The organism is Burkholderia sp. Ax-1719 (assembly GCF_011753055.1).
Taxonomy (GTDB): Bacteria; Pseudomonadota; Gammaproteobacteria; order Burkholderiales; family Burkholderiaceae; genus Paraburkholderia.
In genome coordinates, this window is sequence record NZ_VWWJ01000015.1 from 171,398 (window position 1) to 191,212 (window position 19,815).

The 19,815-nt window shown below is 65.4% G+C and carries 20 protein-coding genes; 16 read left to right on the forward strand and 4 right to left on the reverse strand.

Features of this window, described 5'->3' with window-relative positions; genetic code table 11:
* The first annotated feature begins 123 nt into the window (after window positions 1-123).
* The 7 genes from F3J17_RS23190 to F3J17_RS23220 all read left to right on the forward strand — a co-directional run bounded on the left by F3J17_RS23190 (window position 124) and on the right by F3J17_RS23220 (window position 6,104).
* On the forward strand, window positions 124-753 hold the full coding sequence (locus tag F3J17_RS23190; RefSeq protein WP_167064275.1) for an ABC-type transport auxiliary lipoprotein family protein: 630 nt from the start codon (window positions 124-126) through the stop codon (window positions 751-753).
* A 79-nt stretch (window positions 754-832) separates the two neighbouring features.
* Entirely contained in the window at window positions 833-2,065 is a 1,233-nt protein-coding gene (locus F3J17_RS23195; protein WP_167064278.1) for a VanZ family protein, read from the forward strand.
* A 162-nt stretch (window positions 2,066-2,227) separates the two neighbouring features.
* Entirely contained in the window at window positions 2,228-2,563 is a 336-nt protein-coding gene (locus F3J17_RS23200; RefSeq protein WP_027815750.1) for a ferredoxin, read from the forward strand.
* Between the two features lie 39 nt (window positions 2,564-2,602).
* On the forward strand, window positions 2,603-3,235 hold the full coding sequence (locus F3J17_RS23205; protein WP_167064281.1) for an alpha/beta hydrolase: 633 nt from the start codon (window positions 2,603-2,605) through the stop codon (window positions 3,233-3,235).
* A gap of 344 nt (window positions 3,236-3,579) precedes the next feature.
* Window positions 3,580-4,782, forward strand: a complete 1,203-nt coding sequence (locus tag F3J17_RS23210; protein WP_167064284.1) for a D-alanyl-D-alanine carboxypeptidase family protein — start codon at window positions 3,580-3,582, stop codon at window positions 4,780-4,782.
* A gap of 18 nt (window positions 4,783-4,800) precedes the next feature.
* On the forward strand, window positions 4,801-5,799 hold the full coding sequence (locus tag F3J17_RS23215; protein WP_167064287.1) for a D-amino acid aminotransferase: 999 nt from the start codon (window positions 4,801-4,803) through the stop codon (window positions 5,797-5,799).
* Complete coding sequence (locus F3J17_RS23220; RefSeq protein ID WP_167064289.1) at window positions 5,796-6,104, forward strand: DUF493 family protein; 309 nt, start codon at window positions 5,796-5,798, stop codon at window positions 6,102-6,104. Before F3J17_RS23215 ends, F3J17_RS23220 begins: the two co-directional genes overlap by 4 nt.
* 87 nt (window positions 6,105-6,191) lie before the next feature.
* Here F3J17_RS23220 and F3J17_RS23225 read toward each other — a convergent pair whose 3' ends face one another.
* Window positions 6,192-7,169 carry a transcriptional regulator GcvA gene (locus F3J17_RS23225; protein ID WP_167064291.1) on the reverse strand — a complete coding sequence of 326 codons (978 nt, stop codon included), beginning with the start codon at window positions 7,167-7,169 and terminating at the stop codon, window positions 6,192-6,194.
* A 99-nt stretch (window positions 7,170-7,268) separates the two neighbouring features.
* Between F3J17_RS23225 and F3J17_RS23230 the strand changes: the two genes are divergently transcribed.
* The 7 genes from F3J17_RS23230 to F3J17_RS23260 all read left to right on the forward strand — a co-directional run bounded on the left by F3J17_RS23230 (window position 7,269) and on the right by F3J17_RS23260 (window position 14,865).
* Window positions 7,269-7,595: a DUF2917 domain-containing protein gene (locus tag F3J17_RS23230; RefSeq protein WP_167064293.1), complete on the forward strand. Its 327-nt coding sequence runs from the start codon at window positions 7,269-7,271 to the stop codon at window positions 7,593-7,595.
* Between the two features lie 179 nt (window positions 7,596-7,774).
* Window positions 7,775-8,593 carry a lipoyl(octanoyl) transferase LipB gene (gene lipB, locus F3J17_RS23235; protein ID WP_167064296.1) on the forward strand — a complete coding sequence of 273 codons (819 nt, stop codon included), beginning with the start codon at window positions 7,775-7,777 and terminating at the stop codon, window positions 8,591-8,593.
* Window positions 8,594-8,654: 61 nt separating this feature from the next.
* Window positions 8,655-9,659 carry a lipoyl synthase gene (gene lipA, locus F3J17_RS23240; protein ID WP_167064298.1) on the forward strand — a complete coding sequence of 335 codons (1,005 nt, stop codon included), beginning with the start codon at window positions 8,655-8,657 and terminating at the stop codon, window positions 9,657-9,659.
* Between the two features lie 78 nt (window positions 9,660-9,737).
* Window positions 9,738-10,013: a hypothetical protein gene (locus tag F3J17_RS23245; RefSeq protein WP_167064301.1), complete on the forward strand. Its 276-nt coding sequence runs from the start codon at window positions 9,738-9,740 to the stop codon at window positions 10,011-10,013.
* Complete coding sequence (locus tag F3J17_RS23250) at window positions 9,982-11,316, forward strand: dicarboxylate/amino acid:cation symporter (RefSeq protein ID WP_167064304.1); 1,335 nt, start codon at window positions 9,982-9,984, stop codon at window positions 11,314-11,316. Before F3J17_RS23245 ends, F3J17_RS23250 begins: the two co-directional genes overlap by 32 nt.
* A gap of 187 nt (window positions 11,317-11,503) precedes the next feature.
* Window positions 11,504-13,465 (forward strand): ATP-binding protein, encoded by a 1,962-nt coding sequence (locus F3J17_RS23255; RefSeq protein WP_167064306.1) that lies wholly within the window; start codon window positions 11,504-11,506, stop codon window positions 13,463-13,465.
* 38 nt (window positions 13,466-13,503) lie between these two features.
* The gene (locus F3J17_RS23260; protein ID WP_167064309.1) at window positions 13,504-14,865 is read left to right on the forward strand and encodes a sigma-54 dependent transcriptional regulator; all 1,362 of its coding nucleotides are present in this window, start codon (window positions 13,504-13,506) and stop codon (window positions 14,863-14,865) included.
* 92 nt (window positions 14,866-14,957) lie between these two features.
* On the opposite strand, the gene F3J17_RS23265 is transcribed toward F3J17_RS23260, so the two are convergent.
* Entirely contained in the window at window positions 14,958-15,497 is a 540-nt protein-coding gene (locus F3J17_RS23265; RefSeq protein ID WP_167064312.1) for a TlpA disulfide reductase family protein, read from the reverse strand.
* A 197-nt stretch (window positions 15,498-15,694) separates the two neighbouring features.
* Here F3J17_RS23265 and F3J17_RS23270 point away from each other — a divergent pair, with 197 nt between their 5' ends.
* On the forward strand, window positions 15,695-16,246 hold the full coding sequence (locus tag F3J17_RS23270) for a hypothetical protein (RefSeq protein WP_167064315.1): 552 nt from the start codon (window positions 15,695-15,697) through the stop codon (window positions 16,244-16,246).
* Window positions 16,247-16,680: 434 nt separating this feature from the next.
* Here the strand turns inward: F3J17_RS23270 and F3J17_RS23275 are convergent, their stop codons facing one another.
* The gene (locus F3J17_RS23275) at window positions 16,681-18,237 is read right to left on the reverse strand and encodes a YifB family Mg chelatase-like AAA ATPase (protein WP_167064318.1); all 1,557 of its coding nucleotides are present in this window, start codon (window positions 18,235-18,237) and stop codon (window positions 16,681-16,683) included.
* Window positions 18,238-18,376: 139 nt separating this feature from the next.
* The gene (locus F3J17_RS23280; RefSeq protein WP_167064321.1) at window positions 18,377-18,646 is read right to left on the reverse strand and encodes an accessory factor UbiK family protein; all 270 of its coding nucleotides are present in this window, start codon (window positions 18,644-18,646) and stop codon (window positions 18,377-18,379) included.
* A 571-nt stretch (window positions 18,647-19,217) separates the two neighbouring features.
* Between F3J17_RS23280 and F3J17_RS23285 the strand changes: the two genes are divergently transcribed.
* Complete coding sequence (locus F3J17_RS23285) at window positions 19,218-19,556, forward strand: P-II family nitrogen regulator (RefSeq protein ID WP_028217122.1); 339 nt, start codon at window positions 19,218-19,220, stop codon at window positions 19,554-19,556.
* Window positions 19,557-19,815 lie beyond the last annotated feature (259 nt).

Genomic DNA, 19,815 nt, shown 5'->3' on the forward strand with positions numbered 1-19,815 from the left:
CAACATAGTCGGAGTACCTTCGACGTTTGCCTTGCCGCACGGATCGCCGCATCGGCCGGTCGCATCAAGCGAAGCGCACGCAACAACCTGGCAACACGCCAGCAGCACACAGAAGGAACCGCCATGTCACGCCAAGCCACATCGTTACGTCCGCTCTTCGGCCTTGGCCGCGCCTTGCTGGCCGCGCTTGCCGTCGGCACGCTGGTCGCGGCGTGCGCCGGCAACCAGGCCGCGCTCTCGGACATCCGCTACGACCTTGGGCCGATCGAAGCGCAGCCCGCGCCGCCGTCGCTGCCGCCGCTCAAGGTGCTGGAGGTGAGTGCGCCGGCCACGCTGGATAACGACGGCATCCTCTATCGCATCGGCGATGCGCAGCGCGAAAGCCGTTACGCCAACAGCCGCTGGAGCATGTCGCCTGCGCGCCTGCTGACGCTGCGACTGCGCACGTCCTTGTCCTCGCACGCCACCGTGCTGTCGGGCGGCGACGCCGTGCCCGCGCCGATGCTCAAGGTCGAACTGACCCAGTTCGAGCAGGTGTTCGACAATTCGGAATCGAGTTCCGGCGTGCTGGCCGCGCGCGCGACGCTCATGCAGGGCGGCAAGGTGATCGCGCAGCGCTCGTTCATCGCGCGCGCGCCGGCCAGCTCGCAGGATGCGGCGGGCGGCGCGGCTGCCCTGCGCGCGGCAAGCGACGATTTCGCGGGCCAGATCGGCGCGTGGCTGAGCGTGCAGGCCTTCGCCGGCACGCCTTGAAGGATGCAGCGCGTGCCGCGCGGCTCACGCCTTAAGCGGCACATGCGGCACATGCTGCACAAGCGGCAAGAGCAGTGAAATGAGCGGCGACAGCGCTTCGAATCCTCCACCCCCAATCTCGCCGGGCAGCGATAGCAGCGAAGCCCGCGACCCCCGCGCGCCCGACGTCTTGCCGCGTCACGCCTCCACGCTCTCGCGCCAGTCGTTCGCGCTTTATACCGCGCTGATCGTCTACGGTTCCTGGTATCCCTTCTCGGGCTGGCGCTCGCTCGGCCTGAGTCCGCTTGCTTATCTCGGCGATCCGTTTCCGAAGTACTGGACCGCCTTCGACGTCATCACCAACGTGCTCGGCTATATGCCGTTCGGCGCGCTGGCGGTGCTCGCCGTGTGGCCGCGTTGCCGGGGCTGGCTGGCGGTCGTGGTCGCCACGCTGGGCGGCACGCTGCTGTCGGGCGTGATGGAAGCGGTGCAGACGTATCTGCCCACGCGCGTCGCTTCGAATCTCGATCTCGCCACCAACGCGCTCGGCGCGCTGCTGGGCGCGGCGCTCGCGGCCCCGCTCACCGGCGCGGTGCTGGAGCGCGGCTTTCTGCGGCGGCTGCGCTTTCGCTGGTTCGAGCGCGACGCCGGCGCGCTGATGGTGCTGGCCGCGCTCTGGCCCTTCGCGACGATGTTTCCCGCGCCGCGCCTCTTTGGCATGGGCGACTGGCCGCGCGCGCTGTGGCAGCGCTTCGACGCCTCGATGCAGGACGCCGTGCTTGCGTGGACGCCCGCCGTCTGGCATCTGCGCACGCTGCCCGACGCTCTGGCTGCACGCCTGCCGGAGAGCGACTGGGAGGCGCTCGTCACCACGCTCAACCTGTTCGGTGCGGCGGCTTTCGCCTCCCTGCCGATGCGCGAGCGCGCCCCGCGCGCGCGGCTGATCGTGGTGCTGCTCGCGGTCACGGTGGTGGTGAAAGCGGGCGCGACCTTCCTGCAATCGCAAAGCGGTCTGCTGTTCGACTGGGCGACGCCCGGCGCGCTCGCGGGCCTCGTCTGGGGCACGCTCGCGGCGTTTCTGGCGCTGCGCCTGCCGCGCACGGCGCGTGCTGCGGCGGCGACCGTGGCGCTGGCCGTCGCGCTCGTGCTGGTCAATCTGCTGCCGGTGAATCCGTATTTCGATGTCGTGCTGGCGGATTGGCGTCAGGGCCGCTATCTGCATTTCAACGGGCTGGCGCGCTGGCTCGCCTGGATCTGGCCCTGGCTGGCGCTCGGCTGGACGGCGTTTTCGCTGGAGCGCGCGTGGCTCGCAAGGCGCGCGCGTGCGAAGTAGCCCAACGCTCAAGGCAGCGCCCGCACCACCCGCGCCGAGCCGGGAAGGTTCACGCCGCGCTCGCTATAATCGACCGCATCCCATCCATTGCTGCAGCCGGAGCATCGCGCGGGACGCGCCGCGCGAGCATCATCGGCTCATCTCCCCACTGGTACGCCTGCCATGACCGATTCCTTCTACAAGCACCACGTCTTTTTCTGCCTGAACCAGCGCGACCCCGGCGCGGAACGTCCGAGCTGCGCAAGCTGCAATGCCCAGTCGATGCAGGAATACGCGAAAAAGCGTGTCAAGCAGCTGGGCCTGGCAGGTCCGGGCCAGGTGCGTATCAACAAGGCCGGCTGTCTCGACCGCTGCGAGGAAGGCCCGGTGCTGGTGGTGTATCCGGAAGGCACCTGGTACACCTACATCGATGAAAGCGACATCGACGAGATCGTCGTTTCGCATCTGCAGAACGGCCAGCCGGTCGAGCGCCTGATGATCGACCGCAAGGACGTCTGAAACTCGCCGCGCCCATAAAACGTAAAAAACCGCAGAACGATGAACGCACAAACCGAGAAGTTTCATATCGACGGCCCGGTCGGCACGATCGAATGCGCGCTCGACCGCCCGGACGCCGGTACGCCCGTGCGCGGCATCGCGCTGGTCGCGCATCCGCATCCGCTGTTTGGCGGCACGATGGACAACAAGGTCGCGCAGACGCTCGCGCGCACGCTGGTGCAACTGGGCTACGTGGTCTACCGCTCGAATTTTCGCGGCGTGGGCACGACGGCCGGCACGCACGACAACGGCATCGGCGAGCAGGACGATCTGCTCGAACTGATCGAGTACATGCGTGCGCAGCCGGGGCAGGGCGACGTGCCGCTCGTGCTGGCGGGCTTCTCGTTCGGCACCTTCGTGCTGTCGCACGTGGCGAAGCGCTATCTGGAAGCGGGCGGCGCCATCGAGCGCATGGTGTTCGTCGGCACGGCGGCGAGCCGCTGGGAAGTCGCGCCGGTGCGTGACGACACGCTCGTGATTCACGGCGAACTCGACGATACCGTGCCGATTCTCTCGGTCTACGAATGGGCGCGCGAGCAGGAGCTGCCCGTGGTCGTGATTCCGGGGGCGGAACATTTCCTGCACCGCAAGCTGCACATTCTCAAACGCATCATCGTCGATGCCTGGCGGTGAATTTTTTGTCTGGCGAGGCAGCGCGCGCCGCTCGCAAGGCGCGCGTTTGCCGTGCGAAGCCGATCGTCAGAAATACTTGAGAAAAAGTTGAGAAGCACGCCGAAAAATACGAGCGCGAAATACGCGACGCGTGAAAAATGCACGACAGGTACGCGCAAACGTGTGGCTTCAACGAAAAACGCCCCTACGTGGCGCGTATAATGAGCGCTCTTTTTGCGGCAGCCGCGCCCGTCTGGACACTGCGTTCAGGCGCGTGAGCGAGGCCCCGCAATCCGGCTCACCCGACTGTGCGCCGCATGGCGCGCAACGTTCGTCCTGACCCCAATCCCGTCCGATCTGAACCTATGCGTTTTCTCTCCAACGGCCAGCAGTCCTCCTTCGTTTCCCCTTCCCTCGTTCGCACCCTCACGCTCGGCGCTACGCTGCTCGCGAGTGCATCGGCCTTCGCGCAGGTGCCGCCGCCCGCAGTGAACGCGCGCTCGTGGGTGCTCGTCGACGCCACCGCGAATCAGGTGCTCGCCTCGGGCAACGCCGATGAGCGCGTCGAACCGGCATCGCTCACCAAGCTGATGACCGCGTACCTCACGTTCGAGGCGCTGCAGACCAAGAAGATTTCGATGGAACAGATCGTCACGCCGAGCGAAGCCGTTCGCCGCGTGAAGACCGACGAATCGCGCATGTTCATCGAAGCGAACAAGCCGGTGTCGGTGCACGATCTGGTCTACGGCATGATCATCCAGTCGGGTAACGACGCGGCGATCGCGCTGGCCGAACTGGTCGGCGGCAGCGAGTCGAACTTCGTCAACATGATGAACGCCGAAGCGCAGAAGCTCGGCATGGCGCACACGCATTTCGCCGATGTGAACGGCATGCCCGACCCGAATCACTACACCACGGCGGGCGACCTGGCTACGCTGTCGGCGCGCCTGATCCGCGACTATCCCGAGTACTACAGCATCTTCTCGGTCAAGGAATTCAAGTACAACAACATCAAGCAGCCGAACCGCAACCGCCTGCTGTGGATCGACCCGACGGTCGACGGTCTGAAGACCGGCCACACGCAAGCTGCCGGTTACTGCCTGATCGCCTCGGCCAAGCGTCCGATGGCGGGCGGCGGCGATCGCCGTCTGGTGTCGGTGATGATGGGCGAGCAGAAGGAGCACGACCGGGTGCAGGACAGCCTGAAGATGCTCAACTACGGCTATAGCGCCTACGACACCACGCGCATCTACGGCGCGAACCAGGCGGTCGCCACGCCGCGCGTCTACAAGGGCGCAGAGGACAGCGTGAAGGTCGGCGTGAAGAAGGACCAGTTCGTGACGCTGCCGAAGGGCGCGGCCGACAAGGCCAAGCCGCAGATCGAGATCACCAGCCCGCTGATCGCGCCGCTCGCGGACGGCCAGCAGGTCGGCACCGCGAAGTTCGTCGGCGCGGACGGCAAGGTGCTCGCGCAGTTCCCGCTGGTGGCCCTGCAGGCCGTGCCGCAAGCCGGCATCGTCGGCCGCGTGTGGGATTCGCTGATGCTCATGTTCAACAAGAAGAAGTAAATCCGCAGGGCGCGCGTCATGTCCCCGATTTCGACGAATGAAGCCGCTGGTCAGTTTGAACCGCTGGTCTGGCTCAACGGCGAACTCACGCCGCTTTCCGAAGCGCGCGTGCCGGTGCTCGACCGCGGCTTCATTTTCGGCGACGGCATCTACGAAGTCGTGCCGGTCTATGTGCTCGAATCCGGGGACGCATCGGGCGCGTCACAAGCAGTGCGTGTGCCGTTTCGCATCGCCCAGCATCTGGCGCGGCTGTCGCGCTCGCTCGACAAGGTGGGCATCGCCAATCCGTTCGACGAGGCGGGCTGGCGTGCGCTCATTGCGCGCGTGATCGAAGCGAACGAAGCGGCGGGCGCCCTGGCGCGCGACGCGCACGCCAACGTCTACGTGCAGGTAACGCGGGGCGTTGCGAAGCGCGGCCACGCGTTTCCGGCGGGCGTGACGCCCACGGTGTTCGTGATGGTGAATCCGCTCGTGATGCCGGGCGCCGCGCAACGTGCGGCGGGCGTGGCCTGCGTGACGGCCGAAGATCGCCGCTGGCTGAATTGCGATATCAAGGCTACATCGCTGCTCGGCAATGTGCTGATGGCGCAGAACGCCGTCGAGCATGGCGTGTTCGAAACCATCCAGCTACGCGACGGGTTCGTCACGGAAGCTTCGTCGTCGAATGTGTGGATCGTGAAGGACGGCGTGCTGTACGCGCCGCCGCGCAGCAACAAGATTCTCGAAGGCATCCGTTACGGGCTGATCGAGGAGCTGGCGCTGGAGTGCGGCCTGCGCTTCGAGGCGCGCGAGATCGACGAAACGGCGCTGCGCAGCGCCGACGAACTGCTAGTATCCTCGGCGACCAAAGAAATTTTGCCGGTTGTTGCGCTCGACGGCGCGACGCTCGGAAACGGCAAACCGGGGCCGGTTTATGCCGCGCTCTACGAGGCTTATCAGCGTGCCAAGGCACGCGAGGCGCGTGCGGTGCATGCAGCGCTCGCCGCGCAGAACACGCTACAGGAAGTGGAAAAATGACTGCATCACAGAACAATCCCGCGGTGATTGGCGCGGGCGCCGAAGCCAAGGAATCGCTGATCGAATTCCCCTGCGATTTCCCGATCAAGGTGATGGGCAAGACGCATCCGGAATTCGAATCGACCATGATCGCGGTGCTGCGCGAATTCGACGGCGGTTTCGACGAAACCATCATCGAAAAGCGCCCGTCGAGCGGCGGCAACTACACCGGTCTCACGGTGACGGTGCGCGCCACGAGCCAGGCGCATCTGGACGATATCTACCGCGCGCTCACCGGTCATCCGATGGTCAAGATCGTGCTGTAACGAAGACTGACGCGTTCGGCGTCGTTTCGTGAAAAAGGCTGCCTTCGGGCAGCCTTTTTTCATTTGCGCGGGCGATGTAGACCGTGCTCAAACCGTATCGCCTTCGCTGGCGCGCAAGGCGGCTGCGGCGGCGGTCATCAGCGGTCCGGCTTCGCAGGCGTCTTCGTACAGGCGTCTGAACCGCGCCACTTCGTCGAAGACCCACGCGCGAAAAGCCTGCACGCGCTCGGTTTGCAGGCGCTGCGGCGTGCTGATGAAGTAGTAGCGCCACGGGCTGGGCCCGTCGATGTCCTTGAACAGGCGCACGAGCCGGCCGCGCGTGATCTCGTGCATCGCCAGCGAGCGGCGCACCAGCGCGATGCCCTGGCCGTCCATCGCCGCTTGCAGCAGGTTCGACGAATCCTGATAGAGCACGCCACGCTTGGGCTCGGGCATGTCCTGCATGCCGGCGGCGTCGAACCACGGCCGCCAGAGTTCGTCGTCCGAGCGCAGCAGCGGCAGCTGCGTCATGTCGCGCGGGTTGTCGGGTAGCTTGCCGTCGCGGAAATCGGGCGAGCAGGCCGGGAAGAAGATCTCGTCGAGCAGCAGTTCGGCGTGCAGGCCCGGATAGTGGCCGTAGCCGAAGCGGATCGCCACGTCCACATCGTCGCGCGCGAAATCGGTGAGCGAATTGGTGGATTGCAGCTCGACGTCCCACTGCGGATTGGCTTCGATAAACCGGCCGATGCGCGGCGTGACCCAGCGCGCCGCGAACGACGAGAGCATCGACACCACCAGACGCCGGTCGCGATCGCCCGCGCGGATTTCCTGGGTGGCGTGCGCAAGCTGGTTGAGCGCGTCGCGCACCTGGCCGGCGTAGCGGCGGCCCGTGTCGGTGATGCGCACGCGCTTGCCGTCGCGCGTGAAGAGCGACACGCCCAGTTCCGCTTCGAGCGCGCGAATCTGGTGGCTCACCGCGCCGTGGGTGACGAAGAGTTCGTCGGCGGCGCGCGAAAAGCTTTCGTGTCGCGCGGCGGCTTCAAAGGCCTTGAGGGCGTTCAGCGCCGGAAGTGTGCGCAGGTCCATCGTACTTTTTCTCACATAGCCGTGAAAAATGATCGTTTTACCCGATCCCTTGTGCTGTCTAGGATTGTAGCCATCGGAGCAGGACATTCGGAGGCTGAAATGAGAGAAATTTCTTCAGATATCACGTTCGAAGTCGAGGCGAATCAAGTCGCATCGGTGCGTGTTTCGCGCAGCACCCGGCTGACGGTGCACTGCGGCGCCGTGTGGGTAACACGCAGCGACGACACGGCCGATTACTGGCTGGAGCCTGGCCACACGCTGCGTCTGCGACGCGGCGAACGGCTGTGGATCGGCGCGGAGCAGGGCGCGGCCGCGTGGGTGGCGTTTGCCACGCCTTCGCGCATGGGCGAACGCACGCTCGACTGGGCCGCGCGGCAGGCGGCGCGCCTCGGACTGCATGCCGGCGACGGCTGGCGTACCGTTTGACACGCACGGTGCGTTTCACGGTCGCGGACGCCCATCGGATGGGGCGTCCGCGATGTCGCCTTTGACGCTCGCGCAACCGGCTTGCGACGGCGTGTCACTTGCGCGTTATGGCGGATATCCGTGCAAAGACCGCAGACCCCTCGGCGCGCTCGGCCCGAATTGGGTAAACTCCGGACATCATGTGCGCCACCCCGGTTTCATCCCCGTCTATTCACTCTGACCCCGTGTCCGTGCCGATCTTCGAACCGATCGCTCTGCGCTGGCGCGGCACCGAGCCCTATCAGACCAGTTTCGACGCCATGCGCGAGTTCACCGCGCAACGCGACGCGAACACGCCCGACGAAATCTGGCTGGTCGAACATCCGCCCGTCTTCACGCTCGGTCAGGCCGGCAAGCCCGAACATCTGCTGATCGCCAACAGCGGCATTCCGCTGGTGCAGATCGACCGCGGCGGCCAGATCACGTATCACGGGCCGGGGCAGGTGGTGGCCTATCTGCTGCTCGATTTACGGCGACGGAAACTGATGGTGCGCGAGCTGGTGACGCTCATCGAGCAGGCCGTGATCGAAACACTCGCGGCGTATAATCTCGCCGGTGAGCGCAAGGACGGCGCGCCCGGTATTTACGTGCCAGATGACGCCCAGGGCGAGAGCGCGGCCCACCGCGGCGCCAAGGTTGCCGCACTGGGCCTGAAGATCCGCAATGGCTGCAGCTACCACGGCGTGAGCCTGAATGTGTCGATGGATCTGAGCCCGTTCCTCGCGATCAACCCTTGCGGCTACGCGGGCCTTGAAACCGTCGATATGGCGACGCTCGGCGCACGCGTGACGTGGCGCGAAGCGGCGCAAACGCTGGCGGCGCGGCTCGAAGCGAATTTCGCGCAACACGCGCAGCGCGTTGCAGCGACGCAAGCAGAAACTCTTCCGGCAGCCGAAGCGGCTGCCGCAGACCTCGCGGCCGAAGCGGCCGCCGTGGACCCGGCCGCTCGCGCGGTCTGAAGGCGGGCAACCGCCACAACCGCAGGCTGGCGTTCCCCGGCGGCCTGACTGGATCGAAAGCATGAGTGACGTAACCGCCAATACTGCTGCCACCCCCGCAGTCAATCCTGCCGCCGACGCCGTTCCCTACGACGCCACCGCGAAGCAGAAAGCGCAAGCCAAGACCGCGCGCATCCCCATCAAGATCATTCCGATCGAGAAGCTCAAGAAGCCCGACTGGATCCGCGTGAAGGCGGCCACGGGCAACTCGCGTTTCTACGAGATCAAGAACATCCTGCGCGAGCACAACCTGCATACGGTGTGCGAGGAAGCGAGCTGTCCGAACATCGGCGAATGCTTCGGCAAGGGCACGGCCACGTTCATGATCATGGGCGACAAGTGCACGCGTCGCTGCCCGTTCTGCGACGTGGGCCACGGCCGTCCCGATCCGCTCGATCCGGAAGAACCGGGCAACCTCGCGCGCACCATCGGCGCGCTCAAGCTCAAGTACGTCGTCATCACCAGCGTCGACCGCGACGATCTGCGTGACGGCGGCGCGGGCCACTTCGTCGAATGTATCCGCCAGGTGCGCGAGCATTCGCCGGAAACCCGCATCGAAATCCTTACGCCCGACTTCCGTGGCCGTCTGGACCGCGCGCTGGAAATCCTCAACGCCTCGCCGCCCGACGTGATGAACCACAACCTCGAAACGGTGCCGCGTCTCTACAAGGAAGCGCGTCCGGGTTCGGACTACGCGCACTCGCTCAAGCTGCTCAAGGACTTCAAGGCGCTGCATCCGGAAGTGGCGACCAAGTCGGGCCTGATGGTGGGGCTGGGCGAAACCGAAGAAGAAATTCTTCAGGTGATGCGCGATATGCGCGCGCACGACGTGGACATGCTCACGATCGGCCAGTATCTGCAGCCTTCGGAGCACCACCTGCCGGTGCGTTCGTACGTGCACCCGGACACCTTCAAGATGTACGAGGAAGAGGCGTACAAGATGGGCTTCACGCACGCCGCCGTGGGCGCGATGGTGCGTTCGAGCTATCACGCCGATCTGCAGGCGCACGGCGCGGGCGTGGTCTAAACCGCTCGCTCGCTTCGCCTTGAAAAAGCCCGCCTCGCGCGGGCTTTTTTTGCGTCTGACGTTCCGGAATGGCCCGCAATGTTCCGGATTCCCGGACGCATTCAATCCGCATTTCTGGAAATCCGGATTCGCCGTTTTCAGAACGCCGCCAAAAGCCTTGTAAATCAAGGCTGGCGCGGCATTGCGTCGCTGGCATCAACCTTGCAAATAGATACGCGCGGCCAACCTCCCGGCCGCGACAAAAAAAAACAGCAAGGAGACAGCCGATGTCCGATTACCTCATCTGGTTTCGCTGATTCCCCCCGTTTCGACCTGTCGCGGCATGGCGCTCGAAAGGCGCGGCCATCGGCTTAACTTATTGCAGGCACCCCAAGTGAAGAAACCTCTCCACAAAGTCCTCTATTTCCAGGTGATCGTGGCGATCGTCATCGGCGTGATTCTTGGCCACTTCTGGCCGGCGCTGGGCATCGACATGAAGCCGCTCGGCGACGCCTTCATCAAGCTCATCAAGATGGTGATCGGGCCGATCATCTTCTGTACCGTCGTGACCGGCATCGCCGGCATGGAGGACATGAAGAAGGTCGGTCGCGTGGGCGGCAAGGCGCTGCTCTACTTCGAGATCGTCTCGACCTTCGCGCTGGTGCTCGGCCTGATCGCGACGCACGTGCTCAAGCCGGGCGCGGGCTTCAATGTGGACGTGAGCACGCTCGACGCCAAGTCGGTCGCGAGCTTCGCCGAAAAGGCGCACGGTCAGAGCAGCGTCGACTTCCTGATGCACATCATTCCGGACACGATCTTCTCGGCGTTCGCGCAAGGTGAAATTCTCCAGATCCTGCTGATCGCGCTGCTGTTCGGCGCGGTGCTCACGCAACTGGGCGAGCGCGGCCGCGTGGTGACGGACTTCATCGACGGCATCTCGGGCGTGCTGTTCGGCGTCGTCAAGATCGTCACGAAGCTGGCGCCGATCGGCGCGTTCGGCGCGATGGCGTTCACCATCGGCAAGTACGGCGTCGGCTCGCTGCTGCCGATGCTCAAGCTGATCGGCACGTTCTATCTGACGTCGGTCGTGTTCGTGCTGGTCGTGCTGGGCGCGATCGCGCGCTTCACCGGCTTCTCGATCATCCGCTTCGTCTCGTACATCAAGGAAGAACTGCTGATCGTGCTGGGCACGAGCTCGTCGGAATCGGCGCTGCCGCAACTGATGCAGAAGCTCGAACGCCTGGGCTGCTCGCGCTCGGTGGTGGGCCTCGTGGTGCCGACCGGTTACTCGTTCAACCTCGACGGCACCAACATCTACATGACGATGGCGGTGCTCTTCATCGCCCAGGCGACCAACACCGACCTCACGTGGACGCAGCAGCTCACGCTGCTCGCCGTGACGATGCTGACCTCGAAGGGCGCGAGCGGCGTGACCGGCGCGGGCTTCATCACGCTGGCCGCGACGCTCGCCGTGGTGCCGACCATTCCGCTCTCGGGCATGGTGCTGATCCTCGGTATCGACCGCTTCATGAGCGAATGCCGCGCGCTGACCAACATCGTCGGCAACGGCGTGGCGACGGTGGTGGTGTCGGCTTGGGAAAAGGAGCTGGACCGCAACAAGCTGCGTGCGGTGCTGGCAGGCGAGTCCTCGGAAGTGAAGGAAAGCGCGGGCGTGTAAGTTCGCTCGCGTGTGTTTGATCGGGCGGCGCGTTGAGCGTTGCCCGGTCTTATCAAGCTGTCGTTGTACCGGTTGTACCCGCTGTACCGGCAGTAAGCGGCGTTAAGCCGTTGGGCGGTGCGTCGTTCCCCTGCGATGTGCCGCCCGCTATCTCTCCCGCCTTCCACGATCGGCCGCCTCGCGCGGTATGCGTGTGCCACAATCCCACCCATCCCCGCTCGATCATCCGGAAGCTCTGTCCGTGACGCGCCGTCTTGCTCTGCTGTTTGCGCTTGCCATCGGGCTCGCACTCGTGTGCGCGCTCGCGTGGACGCTCGCCTGGCAGACCGGCATCGACGCGCTGCGCCTGAACGCCGCCGTGCGCGGCGACCGCACCACCGCCGCGCTCAAGAGCACGCTGGAGCGCTACGAATCGCTGCCCTATCTGGTGGGCGCGCATCCGCTCGTGCAGGACGCGCTGGCCGATCCCAATCCCGAGCGCGTCGCCGCGGCCAATCGCTATCTGGAAGACGTGAACCGCCACGCGCGCGCCACCACGACCTACATCATCCGCGCCGACGGCATCTGCATCGCGGCCAGCAACTGGCGCGGCACGGACAGCTTTGTGGGCGTCGAGTACCGCTTCCGGCCGTATTTCATCGAAGCCGCGAAAGGCGACGTGGGGCGTTTCTTCGGTATCGGCACGATCTCGCGCGATCCGGGCTATTACATTTCGCAGCCGGTGCGCCGCAATGGCCAGATCGTCGGCGTGGCGGTGGTGAAGCTCAATCTCGAATGGTTTCCGGGCTCGGATGCCTCCGAGCCGCTGCTCGTCACCGACGATCACGGCGTGATCTTTCTGTCTTCGGTGCCCGCGTGGAAATACCGCACGGTGCGGCCTTTGCCGACGGACATCGTGGCGTCGATCGACCGTACGCGCCAGTACGCGCGCCAGGACATCCCGCCGCTGCCCGCGAGCGTGGAGCGCGTGCTGGAAGGCGACGCCGATATCGTGCGCATCGGCAGCGGCCTGCGCGCGCCGCGCTATCTGGAAACGCGCCGGGCGCTGGGCGAACCGGACTGGCATCTGGTGACGATGTCGCCGGTCGCGCCGGTGCTCGACGCCGCGCGCAACGCCACCATCATGACCGGCTTCGGCTATGTCTCGCTGTGCCTGCTGGCGTTCTACTGGCGCATGCGCCGCGCGCGCGTGCGCGAAGTGGTGAAGAGCCGCGCGATGCTGCAAAAGGCCTACGCGATGCTCAACGACCGCGTGGCCGAACGCACCGCCGATCTCTCGCAGGCCAACGAAAGCCTGCAACGCGAAGTCGCCGAACGCACCCGAACCGAACAGGAGCTGCGCGCCACCCAGGACGAATTGATCCAGGCGAGCAAGCTGGCCGCGCTTGGCCAGATGGCGGCCGGCATCACGCACGAACTGAATCAGCCGCTCGCGGCGCTGCGCAGTTTTTCGGACAATACGCGCGTGTTTCTCGAACGCGGCCAGTACGACGCGGCGCACGAAAATCTGGAGGCGATCGGCTCGCTCACTGAGCGCATGGGCAAGATCGTCAATCAGCTCAAGCTGTTCGTCGGGCGTGCGAAGCCGCGTGGCCAGCGCTCGCCGGTGGCGCGTGCGGTGCGCAATGCGCTCGCGCTGCTCGGCAAGCGGCTCGATGGTGTGCGCGTCGAACTTACGCTCACCGATGGCGACGCCGCGGACGTGACCAGCACGCCGCTCGACGCGCATGGCGAATACCCCGAACTGGTCGCGCAATGCGACGACCTGCGGCTCGAACAGGTGCTCATCAACCTGATCGGCAATGCACTCGACGCGGTGGCGGGCTTGCCGGGCCCGCGCATCGTCATCGATGTGCGCGCACTGCCTGCGACGCTGGAAATCTCGGTGCGCGACAATGGGCCGGGCATTCCGTCCGAGGTGATGCCGCGCCTCTTCGAACCGTTTTTCACGACGAAGGAGATGGGGCAGGGCCTGGGGCTCGGCCTCGCGATTTCCTCGTCGATCGCGCGCGATTGCGGCGGCGCGCTCACGGCGCACAATGCCGAAGGCGGCGGCGCAGTGTTCGTGCTGACGCTCAAGCGCTCGCGCATGAACGCGGCTGCGGGCGACGCGGCGGGCGAGATCGACGCGCCGCGCGTGCGGCATTGACGTTGCATCGGAATCAGAAACAAGGAAGACGAACCAATATGGTCAGTTCAACGCCCGGCCGGGTGCTCTATATCGAGGACGACGAACTGGTGCGCCGCGCCGGTGTGCAGAGCCTGCAACTCGCGGGCTTCGAGGCCACGGGCTACGCGAACGCCGAAGCCGCGCTGCCGCTCGTCGATGCGGGCTTTCCGGGCATTGTGGTGAGCGATATCCGCTTGCCCGGCATGAGCGGGCTGGACCTGCTCGCGCAGTGCCACGAGCGCGCGCCCGACGTGCCCGTGATCCTCGTCACCGGTCACGGCGATATCTCGATGGCCGTGCAGGCGATGCGCGACGGCGCGTACGATTTCATCGAAAAGCCCTTCGCGTCGGAGCGTTTGATCGAGACCGTGCGCCGCGCGCTGGAGCGCCGCACGCTGATGCTCGAAAACCTCGCGCTGCGCCGCGAGCTGGCGGGGCAGAACACGCTCGCGCCGCGCATCATCGGCAAGAGCCCGGCCATCGAGCAGGTGCGCCGGCTGATCGCCAACGTCGCGCCCACCGATGCGTCCGTGCTCATCAATGGCGATACGGGCGCGGGCAAGGAGCTGATCGCGCGCAGTCTGCATGAGTTGTCGCCGCGTCGCGACAAGCCTTTCGTGGCGGTGAACTGCGGCGCGCTGCCCGAGCCGATGTTCGAATCGGAGATGTTCGGCTACGAGCAGGGCGCTTTCACGGGCGCGGCGAAGCGGCGGATCGGCAAGCTGGAGCACGCGGCGGGCGGCACGCTGTTTCTCGACGAAATTGAGAGCATGCCGCTCAACCTTCAGGTCAAGCTGCTGCGCGTACTGCAGGACGGCGTGCTGGAGCGGCTGGGTTCGAACCAGCCGGTGCGCGTCGATCTGCGTGTGGTGGCGGCGGCCAAGGGCGATATGAACGAACACGTGGCGGCGGGCACGTTCCGGCGCGACCTGCTGTATCGCCTGAACGTCGTGACGATTGCCTTGCCGCCGCTGGGCGAGCGCCGCGAGGACATCGTGCCGCTGTTCGAACACTTCCTGCTGGACGCGGCGGTGCGTTACCAGCGGCCCGCGCCGCTGCTCACCGAACGCGACCGCATGCGCCTCGCGCAGCGCGACTGGCCCGGCAATGTGCGCGAGCTGCGCAATGCGGCCGATCGCTACGTGCTTGGGATTCCCGATGATCTCGCGCCGCCATCTCAAGCCGGCGCGGACGATGCCTTGCCGCTCAAGGAGCGCGTGGAGCAGTACGAGCGCGCACTGATCGCCGATGCCTTGCAGCAGACGAATGGCGCGGTCGTGCAAGCCGCCGAGCGGCTGCAGATGGCGAAGGCCACGCTGTACGAAAAGATCCGGCGCTATGGGCTGGTCGCGCGGCAGGAAAACGACGCGCGTGGATAAGCGCTAAAAGCGGCGCTCGAAAAAGCAGAACGGCAGCGAATTCGCTGCCGTTTTTTATGTGCCGATGACCGCGTTGGGGTCAAGCGCGCCGATCAGGTCGACAGCGCTTTCTTCAGCAACTGGTCGAGTTCCGCGAACTGCGGCTCGCCCACGTAGCGCTTGAGGATCTTGCCGTTGCGGTCGACCACGAAGGTGGTCGGCGTGAGCTGCACGTTGCCGAACTGCTTCGCGGCCGAGCCGTCGTCCATCGCCACCTTGAAGGGCAGCTGGCGCGTCTGCGCGTAGTTGGCGACGTACATCGGCGCGTCGTAGTTCATCGCCACGGCGACGAATTCGAGGCCATCGCCCTTGAAGCGGTTATAGGTCTGGACCATCTGCGGCATTTCCTGCATGCAGGTGGCGCAGCTGGTCGCCCAGAAGTTGATCAGATAGACCTTGCCCTTGAGATCCGCGGTCGAGACCTTCTGGCCCGACAGCAGCGTGAAGGTAGCGTCCGGCACGCGCTGCTGGCTACCGAAGAAGGCGAAATAACCGGCCACGGCAATGGCGACCACCACGATCGCCGCAGCGATGTTGCGGATCGCGCTGGAGCGCGCTTTCGGGCTATTCGGTGAATTCGTGGATGCTGACATGGGTGAAGCCTCAGGCGCCGACGGGCGCGCAACGTTGCTGATCTGGCGGAGCCAGTCTATCTCGCAATGGCTCGGGCGAACATTGTAGCGCCGAATTTCCCGGCATAGCGGTTGCGGCGGCACGCACAGGCGCGCTCGCAGGATAATGGCCGACGCCATCATGAACGCGCACTATTGCGCCCCAATTACAAACCACGATGCTCACCAACGCCCTTCGCTCGCTGGCCGCGAGCGCACTGCTTGCGGTGTTTTCCATTGCTCTGATTGCCTGTTCGCCCACTTACGACTGGCGCACGATTTCGAACAACACAAACGGCTATAGCGTCGACCTGCCGGCCAAGCCCGGCTCGGACGCGCGCAGCGTCGACGTTGACGGCACGCCGATGCAAATGCATATGCAGACCGCCGAAGTCGGCGGCGCAGTATTCGTGATCGGCACGCTCGATCTGCCCGACGCGCAAGCGGCCACGCAGCAAAAGGCGCTGGGCTTCCTGCGCGATGGCCTCGCGCGCAACGTGGGCGTGCCGCCCGACGCCCGCACGGTTGCCGTGCCGCTCGTGGCTGGCGGCAGCGTGCCGGGTTTCGATATGCAACTGTCGGGCAAGGCCGGTGCGAAGGACGAAACGCGCACGATACACGCGCGTCTGGTCGCGAAGGGCGCGCACGCTTACCAGCTTGCGATCGTGGGGCGCGAGCAGCCCGCCGTCGAGCAGGTCGATCAGTTCTTCCAATCGTTCAAGCTCTATTGAGGAGAGCCGAGCGACCGTGTATTTGCACAGCCGCTCGCTCAGGCGTTTGCGCGCCGAACTGAAAGTGCTCTCCTGGGTTTACGAGCTATCTGCTGGATTTGATTGAGGGTTTACGGGTTACCCACAGGTGTTGTGGATAACTTTGTGGGTAAAACGGCTTCGTCGCCCGCAAAAGGCCGTGCTGTGGGCTTTTTGTTAGTTTTGGCAGCGTCTTGTCGTTTTTTGAAATGTATAAAAATCAATGACTTGCGTTTTGGATCGTCGCGAAATGCGAATCGTATCTTAAAATGCTGCCCATACAACCAAGTGTGTATAAGTCAAGACTTGACTTCGATTTTTTGATCCTTCTGATGGATTGGACGGGCCGTGGCGGAAGGGGATTTCCCGCTTGATCGGGCTCAGCGCGCCCCACCCGATCGCCCGATTAATCCGCACTACTGATCGCTAAAGGCTCGCCGATACTGCACCGCTTCCGCCACGTGGGCCGCATCGGGCATCCCGGCGCCAGCGAGATCGGCGATGGTGCGCGCGACCTTGAGCGCACGATAGTAAGCCCGTGCGGACCAGCCAAAGCGCTCGCCTGCTTCGCGCAGCAACGCCTCGCCTGCGCTGTCCGGGCGGCAGACTTCATCGGTTTCGCGCCCGCTCAGTTCGCGGTTGGTCTTGCCCTGACGGGCGAGCTGGCGCTCGCGTGCTGCTGCCACGCGCGCGGCAATGCCAATGCTTGGCTCGCCCGGCGCGGCCTTGCGCGAGGCGAGTTCGGCGGGCGGCAGCGCGGGCAGCTCGATCTGGATGTCGATGCGGTCGAGCAGCGGCCCCGACAGCTTGCGCCGATAGCGCGCCGCGCCTTCGGGCGTGCAGCGGCAGCGCCCCGACGGATCGCCGCGCCAGCCGCACGGGCAAGGATTCATGGCCGCGACGAGCTGACAGGCCGCGGGGAAGTCGGTCTGCCAAGCCGCGCGCGATATTGTGATCGAACCGTTTTCCAGCGGCTCGCGCAGCGTCTCCAGGACGTGCCGGTCGAATTCCGGCAACTCGTCGAGAAACAGGACGCCGAGATGGGCGAGCGTGATCTCGCCGGGCTGTGGCGGATTGCGCCCGCCGATCAGCGCGGCGGCGCTCGATGAATGATGCGGCGCGCGAAAGGGCCGACGCCGCCACTGTTGCGGCGAAAAACCGATCGCGCTGGCCGACAGTAGCGCGGCGCTGGCGAGCGCCTCTGCGTCGCTCATTGGCGGCAGCAGGCCGGGCAGGCGCGCGGCCAACATCGACTTGCCCGCGCCAGGCGGCCCCACCATCAGCAGATGATGGCCGCCCGCCGCCGCGACCTCGAGCGCCCGGCGCGCGCCGCGCTGGCCGATCACATCGGCCATATCGGGCGAGGGCGCGGTGCGCGCAACATCGAGCGCCGGTGCGCGCACGGGACTCAGGCGCGCGTCTTCGGCCTGGGCGAGATGGCCGCAGAGCGCGCGCAGATCGGTGACGGCGTAGACGTCCACGCCGGGGACGAGTGCGGCTTCGGCGGCGTTGTCGGCGGGCAGGTAGAGCTCGGGTGAGGGCGTTGCGTGATCGCTCGAAGGCGCGGCGGCATGCGCGCGCGCCGTGCCGCAGGCCATTGCGAACGCGCCGCGCATGGGCCGCACCGCGCCCGTGAGCGATAGCTCGCCTGCGAATTCACGGGTAGACGTGAGGGCGGTGGCGGGAATCTGTCCGCTCGCTGCGAGGATGCCCAGTGCAATGGGCAAGTCGAATCGTCCGGACTCCTTGGGGAGGTCCGCGGGAGCGAGGTTGACCGTGATGCGCCGGACGGGAAAGTCGAAGCCGCAATTCGACAGCGCGGCGCGCACGCGCTCGCGGCTTTCGCGGACTTCGAGGTCGGGCAAGCCGACGATGGAAAACGACGGCAGCCCATTGGCGAGGTGAACTTCGACGGTCACCTCGGGTGCGCGGCCAGCAGCCGGCGCGCGGCTTATCACCACGGCAAGCGACATGGAAATCTCCGAAAGGCGGTGCATGCGTAAGCGTCGAGCGGACGTTGCCCGCATGCGCCAGGCTGGTGAAGCGCGTGCCCCTTTACGGTTCCATTGCTAAACCGTTACGGCTCGCTTGCCTTGAGAAAGGTGAAATTAATCAGGACGACTGCCCAGTCGAGGGCGACGCAACCGGCAGCTTCTGTTCGAGTTCGGCCACGCGGCGCTCAAGTTCTTCCAGACGTTGACGCGTACGCACCAGCACCTGAGTTTGCGCGTCGAATTCCTCGCGCGTGACAAGTTCGAGCTTCGAAAAGCCTTGCGAAAGCATGGCGCGCACGTTGCGCTCCACATCGCGTGCGGGCGAGTTCTGCAGCAGTTCGCTGACCTTCGACTGCAGGTCGTTGAATACGTCGTTCGGTTGTTTCATTCGGTTTCCCCTTCGCTGCACAAAAAATGTGCAGATTTCGTTTGGACTGTGCCTCGATCCGGATCGTGACCGATCTTGGTGCGAGACCCGCGAAGTCTGCGATGCCCGTGTGCGCATCTGGTGCGCATCCGGCGCGAACCGCTTCCAGCGAGTCGTGCCGCTTGCCGGCCGTGCGCTTCGCAGGCCGCCGCGCTGCGTTCTCACGCCTATTCGCGCGCATCTGAGGCGATCCTGCCGCGCCCTGATCCTTGAGAACACTCTAGCAACTCTCGCCTGGCGTTGCCACCGCCCGCGGCCTGCGCTGGCCGTTCGGCCAGGGCCTTGCGCGGCCCGCGCGGCGCGGACTTCGGCGTGCGGACCGGCATTGTCCACGGGATGCGCACTTCGTGCATCGAACTTCGTCGCAAGTCCCGCAAAAACGCCCGTCGATCAAATTGGCACGGGTGTTGCTAATAACCCCCCGCGCACCGAACAACGGCTGGCTCGCGGTGCGTCGGCGGGGCGAGACCCGCACCGCAGGCGCCCGTTGCAGAAGTGAATACGGGATGAAAGCAACCACAGCGAGGACTACATGAAACTGATTACAGCAATCATCAAGCCGTTCAAGCTCGATGAAGCGCGCGAGGCTCTTTCGGCCATCGGCGTCTCGGGGATCACAGTCACGGAAGTGAAGGGCTTCGGCCGTCAGAAGGGCCATACCGAGCTGTATCGCGGTGCGGAATACGTCGTCGACTTCCTGCCGAAGGTGAAGATCGAAGCGGCCGTGTCCGACGACATCGTCGAGCAGGCCATCGAATCGCTGGAGCGCGCCGCCCGCACCGGCAAGATCGGCGACGGCAAGATTTTCGTCACCCCCATCGAACAGGTTATCCGCATCCGCACCGGCGAGACCGGCGCTGACGCCCTGTAACAGACCACGGTCACGGGGCCAGCGTAAGGCGCTAGTCAAGCGCCAGTCCTGGCCGACATAGAGAGACAAGAGGAAACCAAGATGCGCAAACTTTTGATGTCCTTGCTGATGGCCGGCTCGCTGCTGGCCGGTGGCATCGGCGCCGCGCTGGCGGACGATGCGTCCGCACCCGCCGCGGCGTCCGCCGCAACTGCATCCGCACCTGACGCATCGGCTTCGGCGCCTGCCGCCACGGCCTCCGCGCCCGCCGCCGACGCGG

Coding starts and splice junctions, on each gene's coding strand:
- F3J17_RS23190 (WP_167064275.1), top strand. CDS start 124: ATGTCACGCCAAGCCACATCGTTACGTCCGCTCTTCGGCCTTGGCCGC.
- F3J17_RS23195 (WP_167064278.1), top strand. CDS start 833: ATGAGCGGCGACAGCGCTTCGAATCCTCCACCCCCAATCTCGCCGGGC.
- F3J17_RS23200 (WP_027815750.1), top strand. CDS start 2,228: ATGACCGATTCCTTCTACAAGCACCACGTCTTTTTCTGCCTGAACCAG.
- F3J17_RS23205 (WP_167064281.1), top strand. CDS start 2,603: ATGAACGCACAAACCGAGAAGTTTCATATCGACGGCCCGGTCGGCACG.
- F3J17_RS23210 (WP_167064284.1), top strand. CDS start 3,580: ATGCGTTTTCTCTCCAACGGCCAGCAGTCCTCCTTCGTTTCCCCTTCC.
- F3J17_RS23215 (WP_167064287.1), top strand. CDS start 4,801: ATGTCCCCGATTTCGACGAATGAAGCCGCTGGTCAGTTTGAACCGCTG.
- F3J17_RS23220 (WP_167064289.1), top strand. CDS start 5,796: ATGACTGCATCACAGAACAATCCCGCGGTGATTGGCGCGGGCGCCGAA.
- F3J17_RS23225 (WP_167064291.1), bottom strand. CDS start 7,169: ATGGACCTGCGCACACTTCCGGCGCTGAACGCCCTCAAGGCCTTTGAA.
- F3J17_RS23230 (WP_167064293.1), top strand. CDS start 7,269: ATGAGAGAAATTTCTTCAGATATCACGTTCGAAGTCGAGGCGAATCAA.
- lipB (WP_167064296.1), top strand. CDS start 7,775: ATGTGCGCCACCCCGGTTTCATCCCCGTCTATTCACTCTGACCCCGTG.
- lipA (WP_167064298.1), top strand. CDS start 8,655: ATGAGTGACGTAACCGCCAATACTGCTGCCACCCCCGCAGTCAATCCT.
- F3J17_RS23245 (WP_167064301.1), top strand. CDS start 9,738: ATGTTCCGGATTCCCGGACGCATTCAATCCGCATTTCTGGAAATCCGG.
- F3J17_RS23250 (WP_167064304.1), top strand. CDS start 9,982: ATGGCGCTCGAAAGGCGCGGCCATCGGCTTAACTTATTGCAGGCACCC.
- F3J17_RS23255 (WP_167064306.1), top strand. CDS start 11,504: ATGCGTGTGCCACAATCCCACCCATCCCCGCTCGATCATCCGGAAGCT.
- F3J17_RS23260 (WP_167064309.1), top strand. CDS start 13,504: ATGGTCAGTTCAACGCCCGGCCGGGTGCTCTATATCGAGGACGACGAA.
- F3J17_RS23265 (WP_167064312.1), bottom strand. CDS start 15,497: ATGTCAGCATCCACGAATTCACCGAATAGCCCGAAAGCGCGCTCCAGC.
- F3J17_RS23270 (WP_167064315.1), top strand. CDS start 15,695: ATGCTCACCAACGCCCTTCGCTCGCTGGCCGCGAGCGCACTGCTTGCG.
- F3J17_RS23275 (WP_167064318.1), bottom strand. CDS start 18,237: ATGTCGCTTGCCGTGGTGATAAGCCGCGCGCCGGCTGCTGGCCGCGCA.
- F3J17_RS23280 (WP_167064321.1), bottom strand. CDS start 18,646: ATGAAACAACCGAACGACGTATTCAACGACCTGCAGTCGAAGGTCAGC.
- F3J17_RS23285 (WP_028217122.1), top strand. CDS start 19,218: ATGAAACTGATTACAGCAATCATCAAGCCGTTCAAGCTCGATGAAGCG.